This is a genomic window from Streptomyces sp. NPDC050617 (assembly GCF_040654795.1).
In the GTDB taxonomy this organism is placed as follows: domain Bacteria; phylum Actinomycetota; class Actinomycetes; order Streptomycetales; family Streptomycetaceae; genus Streptomyces.
The window spans coordinates 64106-81019 of record NZ_JBFAIS010000035.1; the positions used below are offsets into that span (position 1 = coordinate 64106).

11 protein-coding genes are annotated in these 16914 nt (G+C 72.5%); 6 read left to right on the forward strand and 5 right to left on the reverse strand.

The genetic code is table 11. From position 1 onward, the window contains the following. Positions 1 to 73: 73 nt before the first annotated feature. Positions 74 to 3562: a BTAD domain-containing putative transcriptional regulator gene (locus AB0I49_RS33375; protein WP_363230935.1), complete on the reverse strand. Its 3489-nt coding sequence runs from the start codon at positions 3560 to 3562 to the stop codon at positions 74 to 76. A 267-nt stretch (positions 3563 to 3829) separates the two neighbouring features. On the opposite strand from AB0I49_RS33375, the gene AB0I49_RS33380 reads away from it, so the two are divergent. From AB0I49_RS33380 to AB0I49_RS33395, 4 genes are all read left to right on the forward strand, one after another. After that, positions 3830 to 4978 (forward strand): NAD(P)/FAD-dependent oxidoreductase, encoded by a 1149-nt coding sequence (locus tag AB0I49_RS33380; RefSeq protein ID WP_363230936.1) that lies wholly within the window; start codon positions 3830 to 3832, stop codon positions 4976 to 4978. A 15-nt stretch (positions 4979 to 4993) separates the two neighbouring features. After that, positions 4994 to 6691, forward strand: a complete 1698-nt coding sequence (locus AB0I49_RS33385) for an FAD-dependent oxidoreductase (protein WP_363230937.1) — start codon at positions 4994 to 4996, stop codon at positions 6689 to 6691. Positions 6692 to 6800: 109 nt separating this feature from the next. Beyond that, positions 6801 to 7463: a GDSL-type esterase/lipase family protein gene (locus AB0I49_RS33390; protein WP_363230938.1), complete on the forward strand. Its 663-nt coding sequence runs from the start codon at positions 6801 to 6803 to the stop codon at positions 7461 to 7463. A gap of 244 nt (positions 7464 to 7707) precedes the next feature. Further along, positions 7708 to 8829, forward strand: a complete 1122-nt coding sequence (locus AB0I49_RS33395) for a serine hydrolase domain-containing protein (RefSeq protein ID WP_363230939.1) — start codon at positions 7708 to 7710, stop codon at positions 8827 to 8829. 40 nt (positions 8830 to 8869) lie between these two features. Here the strand turns inward: AB0I49_RS33395 and AB0I49_RS33400 are convergent, their stop codons facing one another. Then, positions 8870 to 10960, reverse strand: a complete 2091-nt coding sequence (locus AB0I49_RS33400) for a S9 family peptidase (protein ID WP_363230940.1) — start codon at positions 10958 to 10960, stop codon at positions 8870 to 8872. Positions 10961 to 11151: 191 nt separating this feature from the next. After that, positions 11152 to 12459 carry an FAD-dependent oxidoreductase gene (locus AB0I49_RS33405; RefSeq protein ID WP_363230941.1) on the reverse strand — a complete coding sequence of 436 codons (1308 nt, stop codon included), beginning with the start codon at positions 12457 to 12459 and terminating at the stop codon, positions 11152 to 11154. 284 nt (positions 12460 to 12743) lie between these two features. On the opposite strand from AB0I49_RS33405, the gene AB0I49_RS33410 reads away from it, so the two are divergent. Further along, positions 12744 to 13952 (forward strand): helix-turn-helix domain-containing protein, encoded by a 1209-nt coding sequence (locus AB0I49_RS33410; protein WP_363230942.1) that lies wholly within the window; start codon positions 12744 to 12746, stop codon positions 13950 to 13952. A gap of 64 nt (positions 13953 to 14016) precedes the next feature. On the opposite strand, the gene AB0I49_RS33415 is transcribed toward AB0I49_RS33410, so the two are convergent. Further along, on the reverse strand, positions 14017 to 14601 hold the full coding sequence (locus AB0I49_RS33415) for a DinB family protein (protein WP_363230943.1): 585 nt from the start codon (positions 14599 to 14601) through the stop codon (positions 14017 to 14019). 313 nt (positions 14602 to 14914) lie between these two features. Further along, complete coding sequence (locus AB0I49_RS33420; protein ID WP_363230944.1) at positions 14915 to 15721, reverse strand: DUF6461 domain-containing protein; 807 nt, start codon at positions 15719 to 15721, stop codon at positions 14915 to 14917. A gap of 406 nt (positions 15722 to 16127) precedes the next feature. Between AB0I49_RS33420 and AB0I49_RS33425 the strand changes: the two genes are divergently transcribed. Then, entirely contained in the window at positions 16128 to 16793 is a 666-nt protein-coding gene (locus tag AB0I49_RS33425; protein ID WP_363230945.1) for an NIPSNAP family protein, read from the forward strand. Positions 16794 to 16914 lie beyond the last annotated feature (121 nt).

The window sequence follows — 16914 nt, forward strand, 5'->3', positions numbered from 1 at the left end:
GGCCTTCCTGCCTTCCTGCCTTCCAGCGGCGTCAAACGCAGCGCGCCGGGCGCGAACACGCTGACAAACGCACTCACGAACGCGAACCGGCCGACGGCGCGCGGAGCCGGGCCGGATCTGCCGCACGCACCGCCGCCTTCCCGTCCAGCCCCCACCCCTCCCCGTACGCCGCGTCGAAGGCCCCCTCCCCCAGCGCGGCCCGCCCCCGGCGGGTGAGGTCGCGGACCTGATGGTCCGTACGGTCGTGAGCGCCGCGCAGCCGGGACGCCGCGCCGAGCAGGACGGCGGATTCGCGATGCCGCCCGTACGCCCCGGCCAGCGCCGCCGCGTTCACCGCCACCAGCGACGTGATCGGCAGGTCGCCGGTCTCCAGCGCCGCCGCGTACGCCTTCGCCAGCGACCGCTCCGCGCCCACCGGATCGCCCAGTTCCAGGCAGAGCGCGGTCTTCCCCGTGCCGATCAGCACGAGCACGTGGCCGCCGGGGAACGGGGGCGCGTCGCGCAGGCCCAGCTCGGCCGCGTCGAGCAGTTCCCGCGCCCGGTCCAGGTCGCCGAGCCGCACCCGGAGGCGGGCCTCCCAGGCGTCGACCAGGAACAGCATCCCCGGCAGGGCCGCGCGCAGCGCCCGCTCCCGGGCCGAGTCGATCGTCGCGATCACCAGGTCGGTTTCGCCGCGCCGCAGGTACAGGTCGATCCAGCGCATATCGCCGAACACCTCGTCGTTCAGGCTCAGCGAGCCGAACTCGCGCTCCAGCGCACGGGCCCGGCGCAGATCGGCCAGCGCGCCGTCGAGGTCGTCGTCGTACTGCCGCAGCTGGGCGCGCATCGGCAGCGCGTTGGCCTGGCCCCAGCGGTCGCCGACCTCCCGGAAGCAGGCCAGGGCCGCCTCCACGTCGGTGCGCGTCCGCTCCAGCTCGCCCACGTTCTCGGCGAACCGGGCCCGGTACATGCGGGCCAGCCCGGAGAGCCACACGTCGTCGCCGCCGGCGAGCCGCTCGATGATCGCGGGCACGGTCTTCTCCCCCCGCAGGAACGTGAACGGGAGCGCGATGAGCACCCCGTACGGACCGGGCAGCTCCGGGTCCCCGAGCAGCCGGCCGGCCAGTTCCTCGATCTCGGCCTCGTCGGCCGCGGTTTCTTCGGGGGGCCTCCCCGACCAGTGACTGAGCCGATTGAGCAGGTGGATCGCACGGGCACAGTCGCGGTCGGACGACCGCACACGGCCGGACAGCGACAGCTCGGCGCCTGGAAGTCCGACGCCGGAGAGTTCAGCGCCGGGCAGCTCACGGCTCGACAGCTCGCCGCCAGGCGTCTCGCCGCCGGGCACCGCCAGCGCCTCGCCCAGCCAGTAGGCCGCGTCGGAGTGCCGGTCGAGCATCTGCCAGTACCAGGCCAGGTTCAGGGCGAGGGCGACCGCGCCGGAGGCGTCGCCGGTGTCGCACCGGCGGCGCAGCGCGGCCAGCGTGTTGTCGTACTCGGCACCGATGACGCGCATGGCGGCCGGCTGGCCGGGCCCGCGCAACTGCGGCTCGTACCCGGCCACCAGCTCGGCGAAGTAGCCGGCGGCCAGGTCGCGTACGGTCCCGAGCGCGCCCGTCGCGGCCAGGCGGTCGGCGCCGTACTCGCGCAGCGTCTCCAGCATGCGGTAGCGGCCCGGTTCGGGGGCGAGGTGCAGCAGCGACCGGTCGACGAGGGCGGCGAGGAGTTCGGGGATCTCGGCGGGCGGCACCGCGGTGCCGGCGCAGACCGCGGCGGCGGAGGCAGGGGTGACGCCGCCGGGCAGGACCGCGACACGCTCGGCGACCGTACGCTCGTACGCGCTCAGCAGGTCCCAGCTCCAGGCGATGACGGCGCGCAGCGTGCGGTGGCGGGGCAGCGCGGTGCGGCTGCCGGTGGTGAGCAGCCGGAAGCGGTCGGAGAGCCCGTCGGCCAGTTCGGGCAGCGACAGCGTACGCAGCCGGGCCGCGGCCAGTTCGAGGGCGAGCGGCATCCCGTCCAGGCCGCGGACCACGCGCCGGACGTCGTCCAGCGTCGTCCCGTCGGTCTCGAAGCCGGGGCGTACGGCCGCGGCCCGCTCGGTGAACAGGCGTACCGCAGCCGCCCGCCGGACCTCCTCGACGCCGTCGTCCGGGCCGGGCAGCGCGAGCGGGCCGAGCGGTACGAGCGCCTCGCCGTCGACCGCGAGGGGTTCGCGGCTGGTGGCGAGCGCGCGCAGCCCGGAGCAGCGGGACAGCAGAGCCGCGACCAGGCGGGCCACGGCGTCGATCAGGTGCTCGCAGTTGTCGACGAGCAGCAGGATCTCCCGGCCCCCGAGCTGGTCGGCGAGTATGTCCAGCTCGTCGCCCTCCGTCCGCGTCCGGGCCTCGAACCGCGCGCCGCCGCGCATCCCGATCCCGGCGAGCACGGCCGCGCCGACCTTCGCCGGCTCGGTGACGGAGGCCAGGTCGATCATCCACGCGCCGTCGCGGTACTCGTGACGGAGCCGGCGAGCGGCCTCGACGGCAAGACGCGTCTTCCCCGCGCCGCCGGGACCGAGCACGGTGACGAGACGCCCCGCAGCGAGCAGCGTCCCGATCCGGGCGAGGTCGTCATCGCGCCCGACGAAACTGGTCAGGGGTGCGGGTAGGTTGCTCGGCCCGGTGCTCGGGGGGACGGCGCTCAGCGCGGTGTCGGCGGTCGGGACGGGCCGCGTGCCTCCGGCGGTCGGGGCGGACCGGGCGGGTCGGGCGGGTTGGGCGGGTTGGGCGGGTCGGGCGCCGCCCGCGGCCCAGGCGCGCTGCTCGGTCCCGGCCGCCAGGGGCGGTACAGGCCGCTCACCGCGCAGCAGGCTCAGGTGACGTTCGCGGAGGGCGGTGCCCGGGTCGGTGCCGAGGGTGTCGGCCAGGGTCTCGCGGAATCGCTCGTACTGGGCGAGGGCCTCGGCCTGGCGGCCCTGGGCGGCGAGCGCGTCCATGAGGAGGGCTGCCGCCCGTTCATGGACGGGGTGCTCGGCGAGCAGGGCGGTCAGCCGGGCCGCGGCCGTGTCGGCCTGGCCCAGGGCCAGTTCGGCGTCGGCGAGGTCGGCGACGGCCTCGGCCGAGGCGTGGGCGAGCCGGGCCGCGGCGGCGGGCGCCACCGCGGCGACGGCCGGGGGCTCGGCGCCGGGACGGTCGCCCCACAGCGCCACGGCCTCGCCGAGCGCGGCCGCCGCGGCGTGCGGGTCACCGGCGCGCAGCCGCTCACGACCGGCGGCGGCGAGCTGCTCGAACCGCAGCGCGTCCACGTCGGCCGCGGCCGCCTCCAGCCGGTAGCCGCCCGCGGCCTGCGTGACGTCGCCGGCCGCGCCGAGGGCCCGGCGCAGCCGGGAGACGAGGGCCTGGAGGGCGTGGGCGGGGCCGGCCGGCGGGTCCTCGGCCCAGATCGCGTCGACCAGGACGCCCGGCTCGACCGTACGCCCGCCGGCGAGCGCCAGCCGTACGAACAGCCCCTGCAGCCTGGCCCCCCGAACCGGCAGGGCGACATCCCCGCGAGACGCCTGAAAGTCGCCGAGCAGCGTGACGCGAAGCCGCGTGTCCCCGTCCATCCCCTGATCCTCGCTCGCACGGCCGCGAGTACCCAAATCAGGGCGGTGGCCTTGACCAGGGCGGTGGCCTTGGCCGGCCGGTCAGCCGCCGTCGGCCCGGTAGGAGCCGAGCCGCTGTGAGCGCCGTGGGCGTGCGTGTGCGTGCGTGTGCGTGCCGTGTTCGTGCCGTGTGAGCGGCCCGCGTCAGTCTCTTAGAGCCCGACACCCCCGAGGCGGCCGACCGGAGCCAACCGGCCGGCCGGCCTCGCTCCGGAAGGAACCACCTCCATGAACAGCCCTGTGACCATCGTCGGCGCCGGACTGGGCGGCCTCACGCTGGCCCGCGTCCTGCACATCAACGGCATCCCGGCCACCGTCTACGAGGCCGATGCGTCGCCGAGCGCCCGCACGCAGGGCGGACTGCTCGACATCCACGACTACAACGGCCAACCCGCCCTGCGGGCAGCGGGCTTGACGGACGAGTTCCGCGGCATCATCCTGGACGGCCGCCAGGCGATGCGGATCCTCGACCGGAATGGAAACGTCCTCCTCGACAAGGCGGACGACGGTACGGGCGGACGCCCCGAGGTGCACCGCGGCGAACTGCGGCGCATCCTGCTCGAATCCCTCCCGGCCGGCACCGTCCGGTGGGGCCACAAGGTCGGCGCGGCCCGCCCCCTCGGCGGAGGCCGCCACGAACTGGCCTTCGCCGACGGCTCCACCGTCACCACGGATCTGCTGGTCGGCGCGGACGGCGCCTGGTCGCGGGTCCGCCCGCTGCTCTCCGACGCCGCACCCGAGTACACCGGGATGTCGTACGTCGAGACCTATCTCTTCGACGCCGACACCCGCCACCCCGAAACCGCTGACGCGGTCGGCAACGGGACGATGCTCGCGCTCGATCCGAGCGGAATGGAAATTCACGCGCACCGGGAATCGGCCGGAACAGTGCACGTCTATGTGACGCTGTCCAAGCCGCAGGACTGGTTCGCCGACATGGATTTCACCGGTGCCGACTCCGGTCCCGCCGGTCCCGATTCCCGTGCCGCTCTCACGCGGATAGCGGCCGAATTCGACGGCTGGGCGCCGGCGCTCACCGCGCTCATCACCGAAAGCGACACGACGCCCGTACTCCGCCCCCACAACGCGCTGCCGGGCGGACACCGCTGGGAGCGGATTCCGGGGGTGACCCTGCTCGGCGACGCCGCCCATCTGGCCGCTCAGGACGGAGAAGGCGCCAATTTCGCCATGCTGGACGCCGCCGAACTCGGCCAGGCCCTCGCCGCACACCCCGATGACGCCGAGGCCGCTCTCACCGAATACGAGGAGGCGATGTTCGCTCGCAGCGCCGCGGCCGCCGTCGCGTCCGAAGCGGCGAACAACGCCACGCTCCAAGACGCGATCGACTTCTTCACCCAGGACGAGCGGACCCGATGAACGACAGGAGTTCTCATGCATGACAAAACAACACCAGTGGACGTGGCGATCGTGGGCGCCGGCCCGGTCGGCCTCTTCCTGGCCCGCGAACTCGGCCTCGCGGGCTGCTCCGTCCTGGTACTCGAACGGGAACCGGAGCTCCATTCCCCGACGAAGGCGGTCCCGTTGGGAATGCGGGGCCTGTCCGCCGCGTCGGTGGAGGCGTTCTACCGCCGCGGAATGCTGCGCCAACTGCTGGCAGCCTCAGGCGTCCACGAGGACGCCGCCACGAACCTCGGCGGGACCGTCGCTGACCATGGCGAGACGGTGGGCACCAACCCCAACCCCGACCGCAACCGCAACCCCAACCCCGCCCCCGGCGCAGACGCCGACCAGCCGTCGCCCCCGCCGCACGCCGGCCACTTCGCCGGCATGATGCTCGATCCGGCCGACGTCGACATGACCGCACTGCCGTTCCGGCTGCCCGGCCCGGCGACGGACGGCCTGCTGACGCACCTCGAAGCCGTCGAGGGGCTGCTGTCCGAGCAGGCGGCGGCGCTCGGCGTGGAGATCAGGCGCGGCGTCGCGGTCACAGCCGTCGCCCAGGACGCCGAGGGCGTGACCGTACGGGCCGGTGAGCACGAGTACGCGGCCCGCTGGCTCGTCGGCTGCGACGGCGGACGCAGCACGGTGCGCGGGCTCGCGGACTTCGAATTCGTCGGCACCGAACCGCAGTTCACCGGATACGTCGTACTCGCCGCCATCGCCGACCCCGAGAAGCTGCGCCCCGGCTTCAATCTGACGCCGACGGGCATGTATCTGCGGACTTTCACGGAAGGGTACGTCGGCATGCTGGACTGCGACGGCGGCGCTTTCGACCGCTCGCAGCGGCCGACGCGCGAACACCTTCAGACCGTCCTGCGCCGTATTTCCGGCACCGACGTGACGCTGAGCGAAATCCATCTCGCCTCCACTTTCACCGACCGGGCGAAACAGACGACGACGTACCGGCGGGGCCGCGTACTGCTCGCGGGCGACGCCGCTCATATTCACTCCCCTCTCGGCGGGCAGGGGCTCAATCTCGGTCTCGGCGACGCCATGAATCTGGGGTGGAAACTCGCCGCGACCGTGCACGGGCACGCTCCGTACGGGCTTCTCGACACGTACACCCGCGAACGCCATCCGATCGGCGCGCAGGTGCTCGCCTGGTCGCGCGCCCAGGCGGCGGCCATGCGGCCCGACCCGCACGGCCAGGCGGTCCAAGGCGTGCTGCGCGATCTGCTCGCCACCCGTGACGGAACGACCTACGCCTTCAAGAAGGTCTCGGGGTACTCCCAGCGCTACGACCTCGGGGGCGGCCTCGGGGACAACCTCCCAGACGGCACCTCGGACGGCACCCCGGACGGAGCCCGGAACGGCACTCACAACGGCCACCCGCTGATCGGCCGTAGCGCCCCTGACCTGCGCCTTGAGGACGGCACGCGCCTCGGCGACCTGATGCGGGACGGGCGAGGCATTGCGCTGGACTTCAGCACCGACCAATGCCTGCACGGTTCCGCGTTGGGCTGGAAGAGCCGGATGCGGTACGTGGCCGGGTCGGCGCGCAATGACCTGGGGGTGGACGCCGTGCTCGTCCGGCCCGATGGCGTGGTGGCCTGGGTGGGGGACGGCGCCCCCGACCGTGAGGCGTTCGAGCGGGCGGCAGGCCGTTGGTTCGGCGTCCCGGACAGCTGAAGCGACAGGCCGCCCCTCCCGTAACCCATACGGAAATTCCGTCACATCGACTACTCCACATATTCCGCCTATTTCCGCAGAATCCCCCGAGCGAAATTCAGGAGCGCACATGACGATCACCCTCCGAGCGGGCAGCACCGTGATGGTCACCGGCGATTCGATCACCGACTGCCAACGGCTGGACAGCGAGGACCGGCTCGGTTTCGGCTATCCGCTGCGCATCGCGGGCGAGTGGGGGTTCCGGCACCCGGACCGGCCCGTGAAGTGGCTGAATTCCGGGGTCGCGGGCAACAAGGTGATGGACCTCGAAGCACGCTGGCAGACGGATGTGCTCGACGCACACCCGGACGTGGTGTCGATTCTCGTCGGCATCAATGACGTCGGCTGGCAGACCTACGACCCGGACGGCTATGCGATCACCGCGGACGAGTACGCGGCGGGCTACGACCGGCTGCTGGCGCCGCTGGCCGAGGCCGGCGCCGATCTGATCCTCATCGAACCGTTCCTCCTGCCGATCCCCCGCGTCCTGGAGGTGGTCGACAGCTACGTCGACGCGGAGGGGCAGCGGAAGTGGCGTGCGGACCTCGACCCCAAGATCCAGGCCGTACGCGAGCTGGCCCGCGCGTACGACGCGCATCTGCTCGCCGCCGACGGCCTGTTCGCCGAGGTCTCCGCGCCGACCGGGCCCGAGCACTGGGCCGCGGACGGCGTGCACCCGACTCCGGCCGGCCATGCCGCGCTCGCGGCGGCCTGGCTTCGCCTGGTGGCGTAACCAGGACGGGGGCCAGGACCGGGATCGGGATCGGGATCGGGGCCGGGGCCGGGGCCGGGGCCGGGGCCAGATCCGGGGCCAGGACCGGACCGGGACCAGGCCCGCGACCGGCCGGTCCGCCGCCCACCCGCCCGTATCGAGCGAACCGGGGAGGCAGCGGGGAGGCAGGTCGCCGTCCGCACTCATCGGGGCGGAGCGGAACCGACCCCTCCCCGCACGCATCACTCCTACCGAAGGAGGCATCATGCGATACGGGACCCATGCCGCGGTGGCCTTGGCGTTCACCGCCTCTCTGGTGACGGCGCCCGCGGCGTCGGCCGCGGCGCCACGGTGCGACACCAGACCCATCCACACGGCTCTGAAGGCGCTCGACGACGTAGGCGCCTCCGGGATCAGCGTGACGGTGAAGAGTCCGAACTGCGGCGTATGGAACGGCGGCGTCGGCCTCGCCGACCTCAAGACGGGCCGCGAGGTCGTCGGCGACGAGCACAGCCGGCTGGCCAGCAACACCAAGACGTGGACGGCTACGGTCGTGCTCCAGCTCGTCGGCGAGGGCAAGGTGAAGCTCGACGACTCCGTGGACCACTACCTGCCCGGCCTCATCCGCAACGATCACTACGACGGGCGCAAGATCACGGTCCGCCAGCTCCTCCAGCACACCAGCGGCCTGCCCGACTACCTGGAAGCGCCGTTCTGGGAGGACCTGGACGCGCACCGCTGGGATCACTTCGAGCCCTTGCGGACGGTCCAGCAGGCGCTGGCCCTGCCCCCGCCCGACGACCGGACCCGCGACGGCTTCTCCTACTCCAACACCAACTACAACCTGGCCGGCCTGATCGTCGCGAAGGTCACCGGCCGCGGCATCGGCACCGAGATCGAGCAGCGCATCATCAAGCCCCTCGGCCTGAAAGAGACCTACTGGCCCGGCGACCGGACCTCCCTCCCCGAACCCGACCTGCGCGGCTACGTGGACCGGGACGGAACCCTGGTGGACAGGACGGAGTGGAACACCTCCGCCGCCGACGCCTCGGGCGCGCTGGTCTCCACCGGCGCCGACACGACCGCCTTCTGGGCCGCGCTGCTGTCCGGGAAACTGCTGGCCCCGGCCCAGCTCGCCGAAATGAAACGGACCATTCCGGACGACGGCCCCTCCGGCGAGCGGTACGGCCTGGGCGTCGAGCGCTATGAGCACACACCGGGTTTCGTCACCTGGGGACACAGCGGCCATATGGAAAGCGGCCACAAAGTGCGGAACGCGGTCACCGACGACGGACAGCGGGCCGTGACCCTGCTGATCGGATCGGAGACATTCGACTCCGACAAGGTGGATTCCATCATCGGCAAGCTCATCCACGACCTGCGCTGACAAACCCCATGAGGGGGCGACCCCATGAGGGGGCGGCACATCACCTGGAGGGCCGGGCCGGCATGTGCCGTTCGAACCAGTCCATGGTGCGGGTGAGGAAGTCGGTCAGCGCCGGGAAGCTGCGCACGCCGTGCCCCTCCTCCGGGTAGATCACCAGGGCGGACTCGACGCCGTTGGCCCGTAGCGCCTGGTGGAACTCGCGGGCCTGGCCGGGCGGCGTGCAGCGGTCCTTCGCGCCGGCGACGACGAGGCAGGGCGTCCGCGCGCGGTGGGCGTGGAAGACGGGGCTCCGGGAGAAGGCGAGCGAGTCCGGCCGGGTGAGGTCGGCCTTGAGGAAGGAGTTGCCCCACTCGCCGATGTTGCTGGTCAGCGACTGGCTGTACCAGTCGGTGACGGGCGCGATCGGGACGGACGCCGCGAAGCGGGTGTCCTGGGTGACCAGCCACGCGGACATGAAGCCGCCGTAGCTGCCCCCGATGAGGCCCACCCGCGCGGGGTCGACGAGCCCGCGCTCCACGAGGTGGTCGATCCCGGAGAGCAGGTCCGCGGTGTCCGCGCCGCCCATGTCGCCGACGACGCGGCCGGCGAATTCCTGCCCCCGCCCCACGCTGCCGCGCGGGTTGGGGTTGAGCACGGCGTATCCGCGCGAGACCAGGAGCGGAACCCAGGGGTAGAGCATGGACCAGGTGTTGCGGAAGGCCCAGACCGGGCCGCCGTGGATGTTGACGACGAGCGGGAACGGCCCCGGCCCCTCCGGCGTGCACAGGATGCCCTGGATCTCCAGGCCGTCCGGCGCGAGCCAGGAGACCTCGCGCGCCGTGCCGCCCACGGACCGCAGGTATTCGGTGCCGGGGTGGGCCACCGAGGCGAGTACGTCGTCCGCGGCGCCGTCGGTCAGCACCAGTTGCTGCGGCAGCTCGTACGACTCCTGGACGGTGAGCACCCGGCCGTCCGCCGTGAAGCTGCCGGCGGGGAAGAAGGTGGCTCCGCCGCAGGCGAGCGCGGTGGAGTAGACCTCCCGCACGCTCCGCGTGGCGACGTCCACGATGCCGGCGACAGAGTCGAGTCCGCGCTGGCCGGTGTAGCCGATCCGCTCCCGGTCGATCCATTGCAGGCCGGTGACGTCCGTTCCCGCGGTGTCCACGGCCTGGGTGCTCCCGGTGGCCGTGTCGATGAGCAGCAGGTCGCCGGCGACGAGCCACCGGTCGCTGCAGACGGCCTGCACGACCGCGGCGGTACGGCCGTCCGGCGACCCCATCGGCAGCCCGAGCTGCACCTCGCTGCCGAGCAGTTCGCGGCAGCCGCCGTCGGCGGTGTCGATGAGGGTGAGCACGGCCTGGTACCAGGAGTCCTCGTCCGCGCCCTGGGAGGTCACGGCGGCGACGTGCCCGTCGCCGCACCAGCCCGCCTCCCAGCAGTTCAGCCCCTCGGGCGAGAGCTGGTGGAGTTCGCCGGTGCCGGGCGCGTAGAGCCACAGGCTGCGCCGGCCGTCCTCCTCGCCGGTCTCCACGAGCGGCTGCCAGGACGGGGCGGCGTCCGCGGCCCCGGAGCCGTCCGCGGATTCAGCACCGCCCTCGGATCCGGACGCGGCCCCGGCCCCAGACCCAGACCCGGACGCGGCCTCGGCCCCGGACCCAGACCCGGCCCCGGTGGTCACGGTCGCGGAACCCTCGCCTCCGGATAGGTCGGCCCCAAGTCCGGCCACGCCGAGCAGAATTCGGCGTCCGTCCGGGGACCAGTGCGCGTACTCGATGCTGCCGGGCACGGCGGGCGCGGCGACGGCTTCGCCGAACTGGTCGGTCCCCATCAGATGGAGCTGGAACATCCGGGGCGTGCCCCGGTCGGAGAGGAAGGCGAGGGTGCTGCCGTCCGGCGAGAAGACGGCGCCCTGAGCGGAGGCGGGCCCCGCGGACAGCGGCTCCAAGCGGCCGTTCCGGCAGGTGTAGAGGGCGGTGCGGGGAACGCCGTCGAGCTTGTCGAACACGGCGCCGGTGACGACGACCCGCCGTCCGTCGGCGGTGACGCGGGGCTCGCGCAGCGCCTGCGGACTGCCGAACGCCGGTTCGTACAGCTTCCGCAGATGGTCGTCGACCGCCACGTAGGAAGCCGTCTTCCGGAGGTCCTTCTCCATCGCTGTCTCCTTCGTGAACTGCGCTACGGGGCTGTCTTCGCGGCGCTACGGGATCGCGGGGCCGTCTTCGCGGCGCTACGGGATCGCGGGGCCGTCTTCGCGGCGCTACGGGATCGCGGGGCCGTCTTCGCGGCATTACGGGATCGCGGGGCCGTCGCGGGGCCGGCGTCTTGGCGGCGTTGGCTCCCTCGTCAGCCGAGCACCGTCCCCGTCGTGGCGGACGGCGGTCGCCTGCGTGAGAACGCGCCGAGGCCGATGTCGTGCCCGGTGTGCGCGCAGGTGTGGGTGAGCGGCCGGCTGTCGTGGTCGTGCCCGCCCTCGACGCCGTGGATCAGGGTGGACATGAGGCGTCCGACGAGCGGGGCGTTCTTGAACTGGTTGCCGCTGGTCCCGATGGCCACGTAGAAACCGTCGAGGCCGGTCCGGTCGTAGATCGGGGCCCAGTCGTCGGACACGTCGTACACGCCCGCCACCCCGCTCGGCCGGCCGGGCACCCGCAGGCCGGGCAGCCGCCGGGCCGCCCGCGTCACCTGGGTGCGGAACCCCGAAGCGGTGGGGACGGGCCGGCCGTCGTCGGGATCGTCCAGCCACTCCAGCGGGTCGCACTCGGGCTCGGTGCCGCCGACGAGCAGGAAGTCCCGCCCTTCGGGCCGCAGGTAGACGCCGACGTCCATGTCGGCGATCACCGGACCGACGCGTTCGCCGTCGCCGTGGTAGCCGGGCGGCGCGGCCACCTGGTGGACTTCCTGGCGCAACGGCCGCAGGCCGATGGTGAAGTCCGCGCCCACTCCGGCGAGCCGGTTCAGCCGCCCGGACCACGGCCCGGCGGCGTTGACGACGACCGGCGCCGACAGCTCCGTACCGTCGTCGAGCCGGACGCCGCGCACCCGGCCCCCGTCCCGCTCCACCGCGGTCACACGGGTGTTCCAGCGGAAGGAGGCGCCGTGCCGCCGGGCGGCGGCGGCGAGGTTGGCGGCGGCCAGCTGCGGGTCGCCCACGAACCCGCCGTCCGGCGTATGGAGCGCGCCGAGCCGGCCGGTCGCGTCGGCGAAGAACTCCTCGTCGTCGACGGGGCGGGGCGGCCAGTACCGTCCGGGGTCCACGGCCGGCAGGCGCGCCGCCAGTTCGTCGGCGTCCCATTCCTCGTACGGGACGCCGACCTCGTCGAAGTGGCGGGTGAACAGGGCGCGCGGGGCGAGGTCCACGTCGAGCAGGGCGACTCCGCAGCGGGTGTACGAGGCGAGTGGTTCGCCGGCCGGAGCTTCGAGGTGGTCGCGCCACGCTTCCCAGCAGTGCCGGGACTCCCAGGCCGCGGTCACGCCCTCGATGGTGGGGTAGGTGAAGCGCACCACGGCACTGGAGGCGCTGGTGGAACCGTTGCCTGCGCCGCCGAAGCGGTCCACGACCACGACGCGCAGCCCGCTGCGGGCCAGTTCGAGGGCTGTCGAGGAACCGATCGCCCCGGCCCCGACGATGACGACCTCCGCGGTGACGGACATCGCTCCACTCCTCCCGATTGCGGGAACGGACGGCAGGGACGGGGCGCCGAAGCGCCGCCGCTCCCCTACGCCCCGCACAGTACGCAGGCGTCGCGGGTGCGATCCCGCGACGCGTGTCGCGCGTTCCGGCGCCACGGGTCGCCAGGTGTCGCGGCTGCGCATCCCGGCCCGCAGCAGGCCGATGACAGGCCATGGGCCATCGACACAACCCGTGAACGGGTACGGGCCCCAACCCGCGGCACCCCGTCTCCGGCGCCCGAGGGGCCGCCCAGCAAAATGAGGGCGTGGCAACGGATCTGCAGCAGGTGGTGGACGCGCTGGCCGCACGGCTGGAGCGGTCGGTGGCGGTGGACGACCGACGGCTCCGCCTCCTGGCGCACAGCGCGCACCGCGACGAGGCCGACGCGGCGCGCGTCGGTTCCATCATGAACCGGAGCGTGCCGGCGGAGCTGTTCGAACACGTGACCGCTCAGGGCGCGCCCCGCGCCACCGGCCTGTTCACCGTCGCCGCGCGGCCGGAGATCGGTATGGGGGTGGAGCGTTTCGGCATGCCCATCCGGTACGACGACACGCTGCTCGGCTACGTCTGGCTGACCGCCAACGAGGGGCCGGCGGGGCGCCGGGAGGCCGATGCCCTGCGAGAGGCCGCGCGGCAGGCCGCGCTGATCCTGCACCGGGAGCATTTGCGCGGCGAGATCTCGCGGGGCCGGGAACGGGAGCTCGTACGCGACCTCGTGTCCCCGGACCCCGTGCTCAGGGCGGAGGCGGCCCAGATGCTCGTGGAGGAGGATCTCGCCGCGGCGGGCGGTCGTGTCGTCGCCGTCGTCGCCACCGTGGGCGACGGTTCGGAGCCGCTGCGGGAGGACCAACGGCTCGCCGTGGAGCTCGCCGTGGACCACGCCCGCCGCCGGCTCCCCCCGGCGCACGCCCTCTCCCTGGCCCGCCCGGACCACGCGCTGCTGTTCACCGTCCGCCCGAACGCGGGCGACGAGGAGGCCGAGCGCGGCGCGGAGGAGTTGGCGGGCACGCTGTATGAGCGTCTGCGCGCCGAACTCCCCGCGGCCCCGCCGGTCACCTGCCGCACCGGCGTCGGCCGGGCCCGCCGCCGGCTGTCGGACGCGGCCGCGTCCTATGCGGAGGCCCGGCAGGCGGCGGAGGTGGCACGCGCCACGAGGAGCGGCGCGGCGGTCACCGCGTACGCGCGCCTGGGCACGTACGCGCTCCTGGCGAAGCTCTCCCCCGCCGACCTGGCCGAGAGCATGCACCCCGGAATCCGCGGCCTCCTCCCCGAACTGGCGGAAACCCTCCGCGTCTACCTCGACGAGGCATGCGACACCCCCCGCACCGCCGCCCGCCTGCACATCCACCGCTCGACCCTGTACAACCGCCTGCACCGGGCGGAGGAACTGACCGGCCTCTCCCTCTCCCACGGTGAGGACCGCCTCACCGCCCACCTGAGCCTCAAAATCGCCCAACTGCACGACGCACTGTGACCACGCATTACGACAACGCCGCCCACACCGAATGCAGGCCGGCTCACCGCAGTCATCGGAATGTCTAAGCCTTGATTGGTGCGGCCGACCGGGCGGCCTGCTCGATCTTCGCGCGGTGGGCCGCACGGGCATCCTCGTCGATCTGCTGCTCGTACTCGGCGCGCAGCCCGGTCCGGCCGTCGAGGCCCTCGCGCAGGATGTCGGCGTGCCCGGCATGCCGGACGGTCTCGCTGAGGACATGAGTCATGACGGCGAACAGGTTCGTCTTGGTGTAAGGCTCCGGCCACCACGGCACGTGGCCGGGAGCGTCGAGGGGAAGCTCGTTGATCGTAGCGTCCGAGTGTTCCCACGTGCGCCGGTAGAACCCGATGATCTGATCGCGCGTCTCGTCCTCGGCCGCCCACTGATCGCTGCCGTCGGAGTCCTGCCACCGGGACAGCGGTTCCGGGGAAGGGCGGTCGAAGACCTCGCCGAAGTACCTGGCCTCGACGTTGGCCACGTGTTTGACCAGGCCGAGGAGGTTGGTCCCGGTCGCTGTCAAAGGTCGGCGGGCGTCGTACTCGGACAAGCCGTCGAGTTTCCAGAGCAGCGCCTTGCGGTCCCGCCCCAGTCTCCCGTGCAGGTTGTCTTTCGCGAATTCATCGATCATGCGGCACGAGCCTGCCATGCGCTGCTCGTAGTCTCAAGATCCGGTACGTGGCCCCCAACGGCGGCAGAGCCGGGACCTGGCCACGACCGCCGCCCTGACCCGCTACAAAAAACTCGCCAGACTTTCCACGTGAGACAACCTCTATGTCGACCTCAATTGCCGCTGCCGTTATGTGATTCCGGTCGGCGGCCGGTAGCCCTGCACCGACTGGGTGAATTGCCCGACCGCGGCGACGAGCGGGGGCGCCGGCTGGGCGAATTCGTCGAGCAGATTCAGGGCGCGCAGCAGTACCGCCGGTTCCAGTTCCGTGAGCTCATCGCGCGGGCGACGAAGTTCCCGGGCGGTGGCTTCCCGGTCGGTGAGTTGCATGCGGTGCGGGCGCGCCATCTATGGCGGACGAGTTTCCCACGCACGGTTCAGAAGCGGTGTGGCTTCGTATCCGCGTACTTTCAAACCACCCCTGCTTCTCAAGGGCCGCGCGAACTGCGGCTGGGTCCATGCGTGGTCTCGGTATGGACGGCGGATCGTTCACGATGCCGGTGATGTAGGTGGCGTCGGCGAGGAGGTCAGGAGTGACGCGTACGCCGGTGAGCTCCTCCGCGAGAGCCATTTTCCCCGGAATCCCAGGGCTCTCACCTCGCGGGCCGAGGTCGAAACCGAGGCGGATCATGGTCTCGACGAGAGCGTCGGGCGTGCTGCCGCTGCGCTCCCGCGGCCATTCGAAAGACGTTCGCAGCTCTCCGTCCTCCCACCAGTTGAACGCGGCCAAGGCTTTTATGTTCACGTAGTGGGAAACGATCCGTGTACCGGCAGAAGCCGGCGTCATGACGTCGTCGAGGGTGCCCAGGAAGCCGTTGACCTCCATGACAAGGGTCCACGGCGCATCGGTTCCCGGCACCGACGTGGCACCGATGAAGGGCCATGGCTCATCCGAACCGTTCCAGTGCTCCCGGTCCGGCCCTTCCCAGTACCTCGATTCCAGGGCGTTGAGGCCGTGCAGTTCACCCAAGCCAACGGCCCTGAGGCGGGACAGGAACCCGGTCGGCGTCACGTCTCGGACGTAGGTCATGCAGTACGCGTCCGGCTGGAACCAGTTGTAGTCGGCGATCGAAGGACTCATGCGTGGAGACTGTCACGAGCCTCTGACAGCTGGTCTGTTCTGCCCGACTGGCATCGAGGGCGCTCTGCCCGGCCCGGCCCGGCCCACCAGGGCAGGGCTGCCGCGGCGGCGCAGCCGGAGAGGCCACTGAGTGGGGAGGCCGCGCGCGGCCAGGGCTTGTTCACGGTGACGGACGTGATGTCTCAGCACAAGGACATCGTGGACCTGGTCAGACCGGCCGACGCGTGAGAAGGGCCAAGTACCTGGGCCCGAGCGCCGTTTGCGGGTGGTGGCGCGGCGGTGCGGCGGCAGGTCCGGGGAGGGGGAGGGAGGCGGGCTCGTTCCCCCGCCCAGGCGGAATAATTCGCCGAGGACGGTCGATGTGCGGGTGAGTGATCGCCGAGACGACGACAGGAGCAGCGCAGCCATGACACAACCGGTGCCGATCAGCGGGGAAGACGTCGGCCAGGAGCAGCAGAACATGCGGTACGAGCTCACGACCCTCGCCTTTCGCCTGCTCGACTACGAACCGGCGGCCGCCGGGATCGAGCCCTGGGTCAACGGCCCCGACGCTCGGGGTCGGCTCCTGGGCTGCTGGCAGACGGAGAACGGTCCGCTCGGGCGGATCGTCGTCCTGCGCGGCTTCACCGACGACGCGGAACTGGCGCGGGAACGGATGCGGGCCCGCGCCGACGACCGGCCGTTCGGCGCCGGTGATCATCTGACGGATCTGACGATGCAGAGCTTCGCGCCGTTCCCCTTCGTGCCGCCGGTGCGTACGGGCAGCTTCGGGCCGGTGTACGAGATCCGGGACTACCACCTCCGCCCCGGCGGGCTGCCGGCGACGATCGCGGGCTGGCGGAAGGCGCTGCCGGGCAGGCACCTCGTCGACCCGTTGACGGTGGTGATGTACGCGCTCGACGGCCCCGACCGCGTCATTCAGATCTGGCCGTTCAACAGCCTCGACGAGCGCGTCGCCCTCCGCAGGGACCTCTACGCGACCGGGCAGTGGCCGCCGCCCGGCGCACCCGAGCAGATCCTCGAAGCCGCCTCGCTGATCGCCTGGCCGACCCCGTTCTCGCCCCTCACCTGACCTCGCCCCTTCTCACCCGGCTCACCCGTCTTACCCGGCTCACCCGTCTTACCCGTCTCATCCGGAGTCGGCCGCTGCGGCCGCTGCGGCGGCCGGGGCGGCGCGACGAGCCTCGCGCCAC

Bases quoted from the DNA above. Each gene is read 5' to 3' on its own strand.
- AB0I49_RS33425 (WP_363230945.1), top strand. From the start codon at position 16,128: ATGACACAACCGGTGCCGATCAGCGGGGAAGACGTCGGCCAGGAGCAG.
- AB0I49_RS33400 (WP_363230940.1), bottom strand. From the start codon at position 10,960: ATGGAGAAGGACCTCCGGAAGACGGCTTCCTACGTGGCGGTCGACGAC.
- AB0I49_RS33395 (WP_363230939.1), top strand. From the start codon at position 7,708: ATGCGATACGGGACCCATGCCGCGGTGGCCTTGGCGTTCACCGCCTCT.
- AB0I49_RS33385 (WP_363230937.1), top strand. From the start codon at position 4,994: ATGCATGACAAAACAACACCAGTGGACGTGGCGATCGTGGGCGCCGGC.
- AB0I49_RS33390 (WP_363230938.1), top strand. From the start codon at position 6,801: ATGACGATCACCCTCCGAGCGGGCAGCACCGTGATGGTCACCGGCGAT.
- AB0I49_RS33375 (WP_363230935.1), bottom strand. From the start codon at position 3,562: ATGGACGGGGACACGCGGCTTCGCGTCACGCTGCTCGGCGACTTTCAG.
- AB0I49_RS33420 (WP_363230944.1), bottom strand. From the start codon at position 15,721: ATGAGTCCTTCGATCGCCGACTACAACTGGTTCCAGCCGGACGCGTAC.
- AB0I49_RS33380 (WP_363230936.1), top strand. From the start codon at position 3,830: ATGAACAGCCCTGTGACCATCGTCGGCGCCGGACTGGGCGGCCTCACG.
- AB0I49_RS33415 (WP_363230943.1), bottom strand. From the start codon at position 14,601: ATGATCGATGAATTCGCGAAAGACAACCTGCACGGGAGACTGGGGCGG.
- AB0I49_RS33405 (WP_363230941.1), bottom strand. From the start codon at position 12,459: ATGTCCGTCACCGCGGAGGTCGTCATCGTCGGGGCCGGGGCGATCGGT.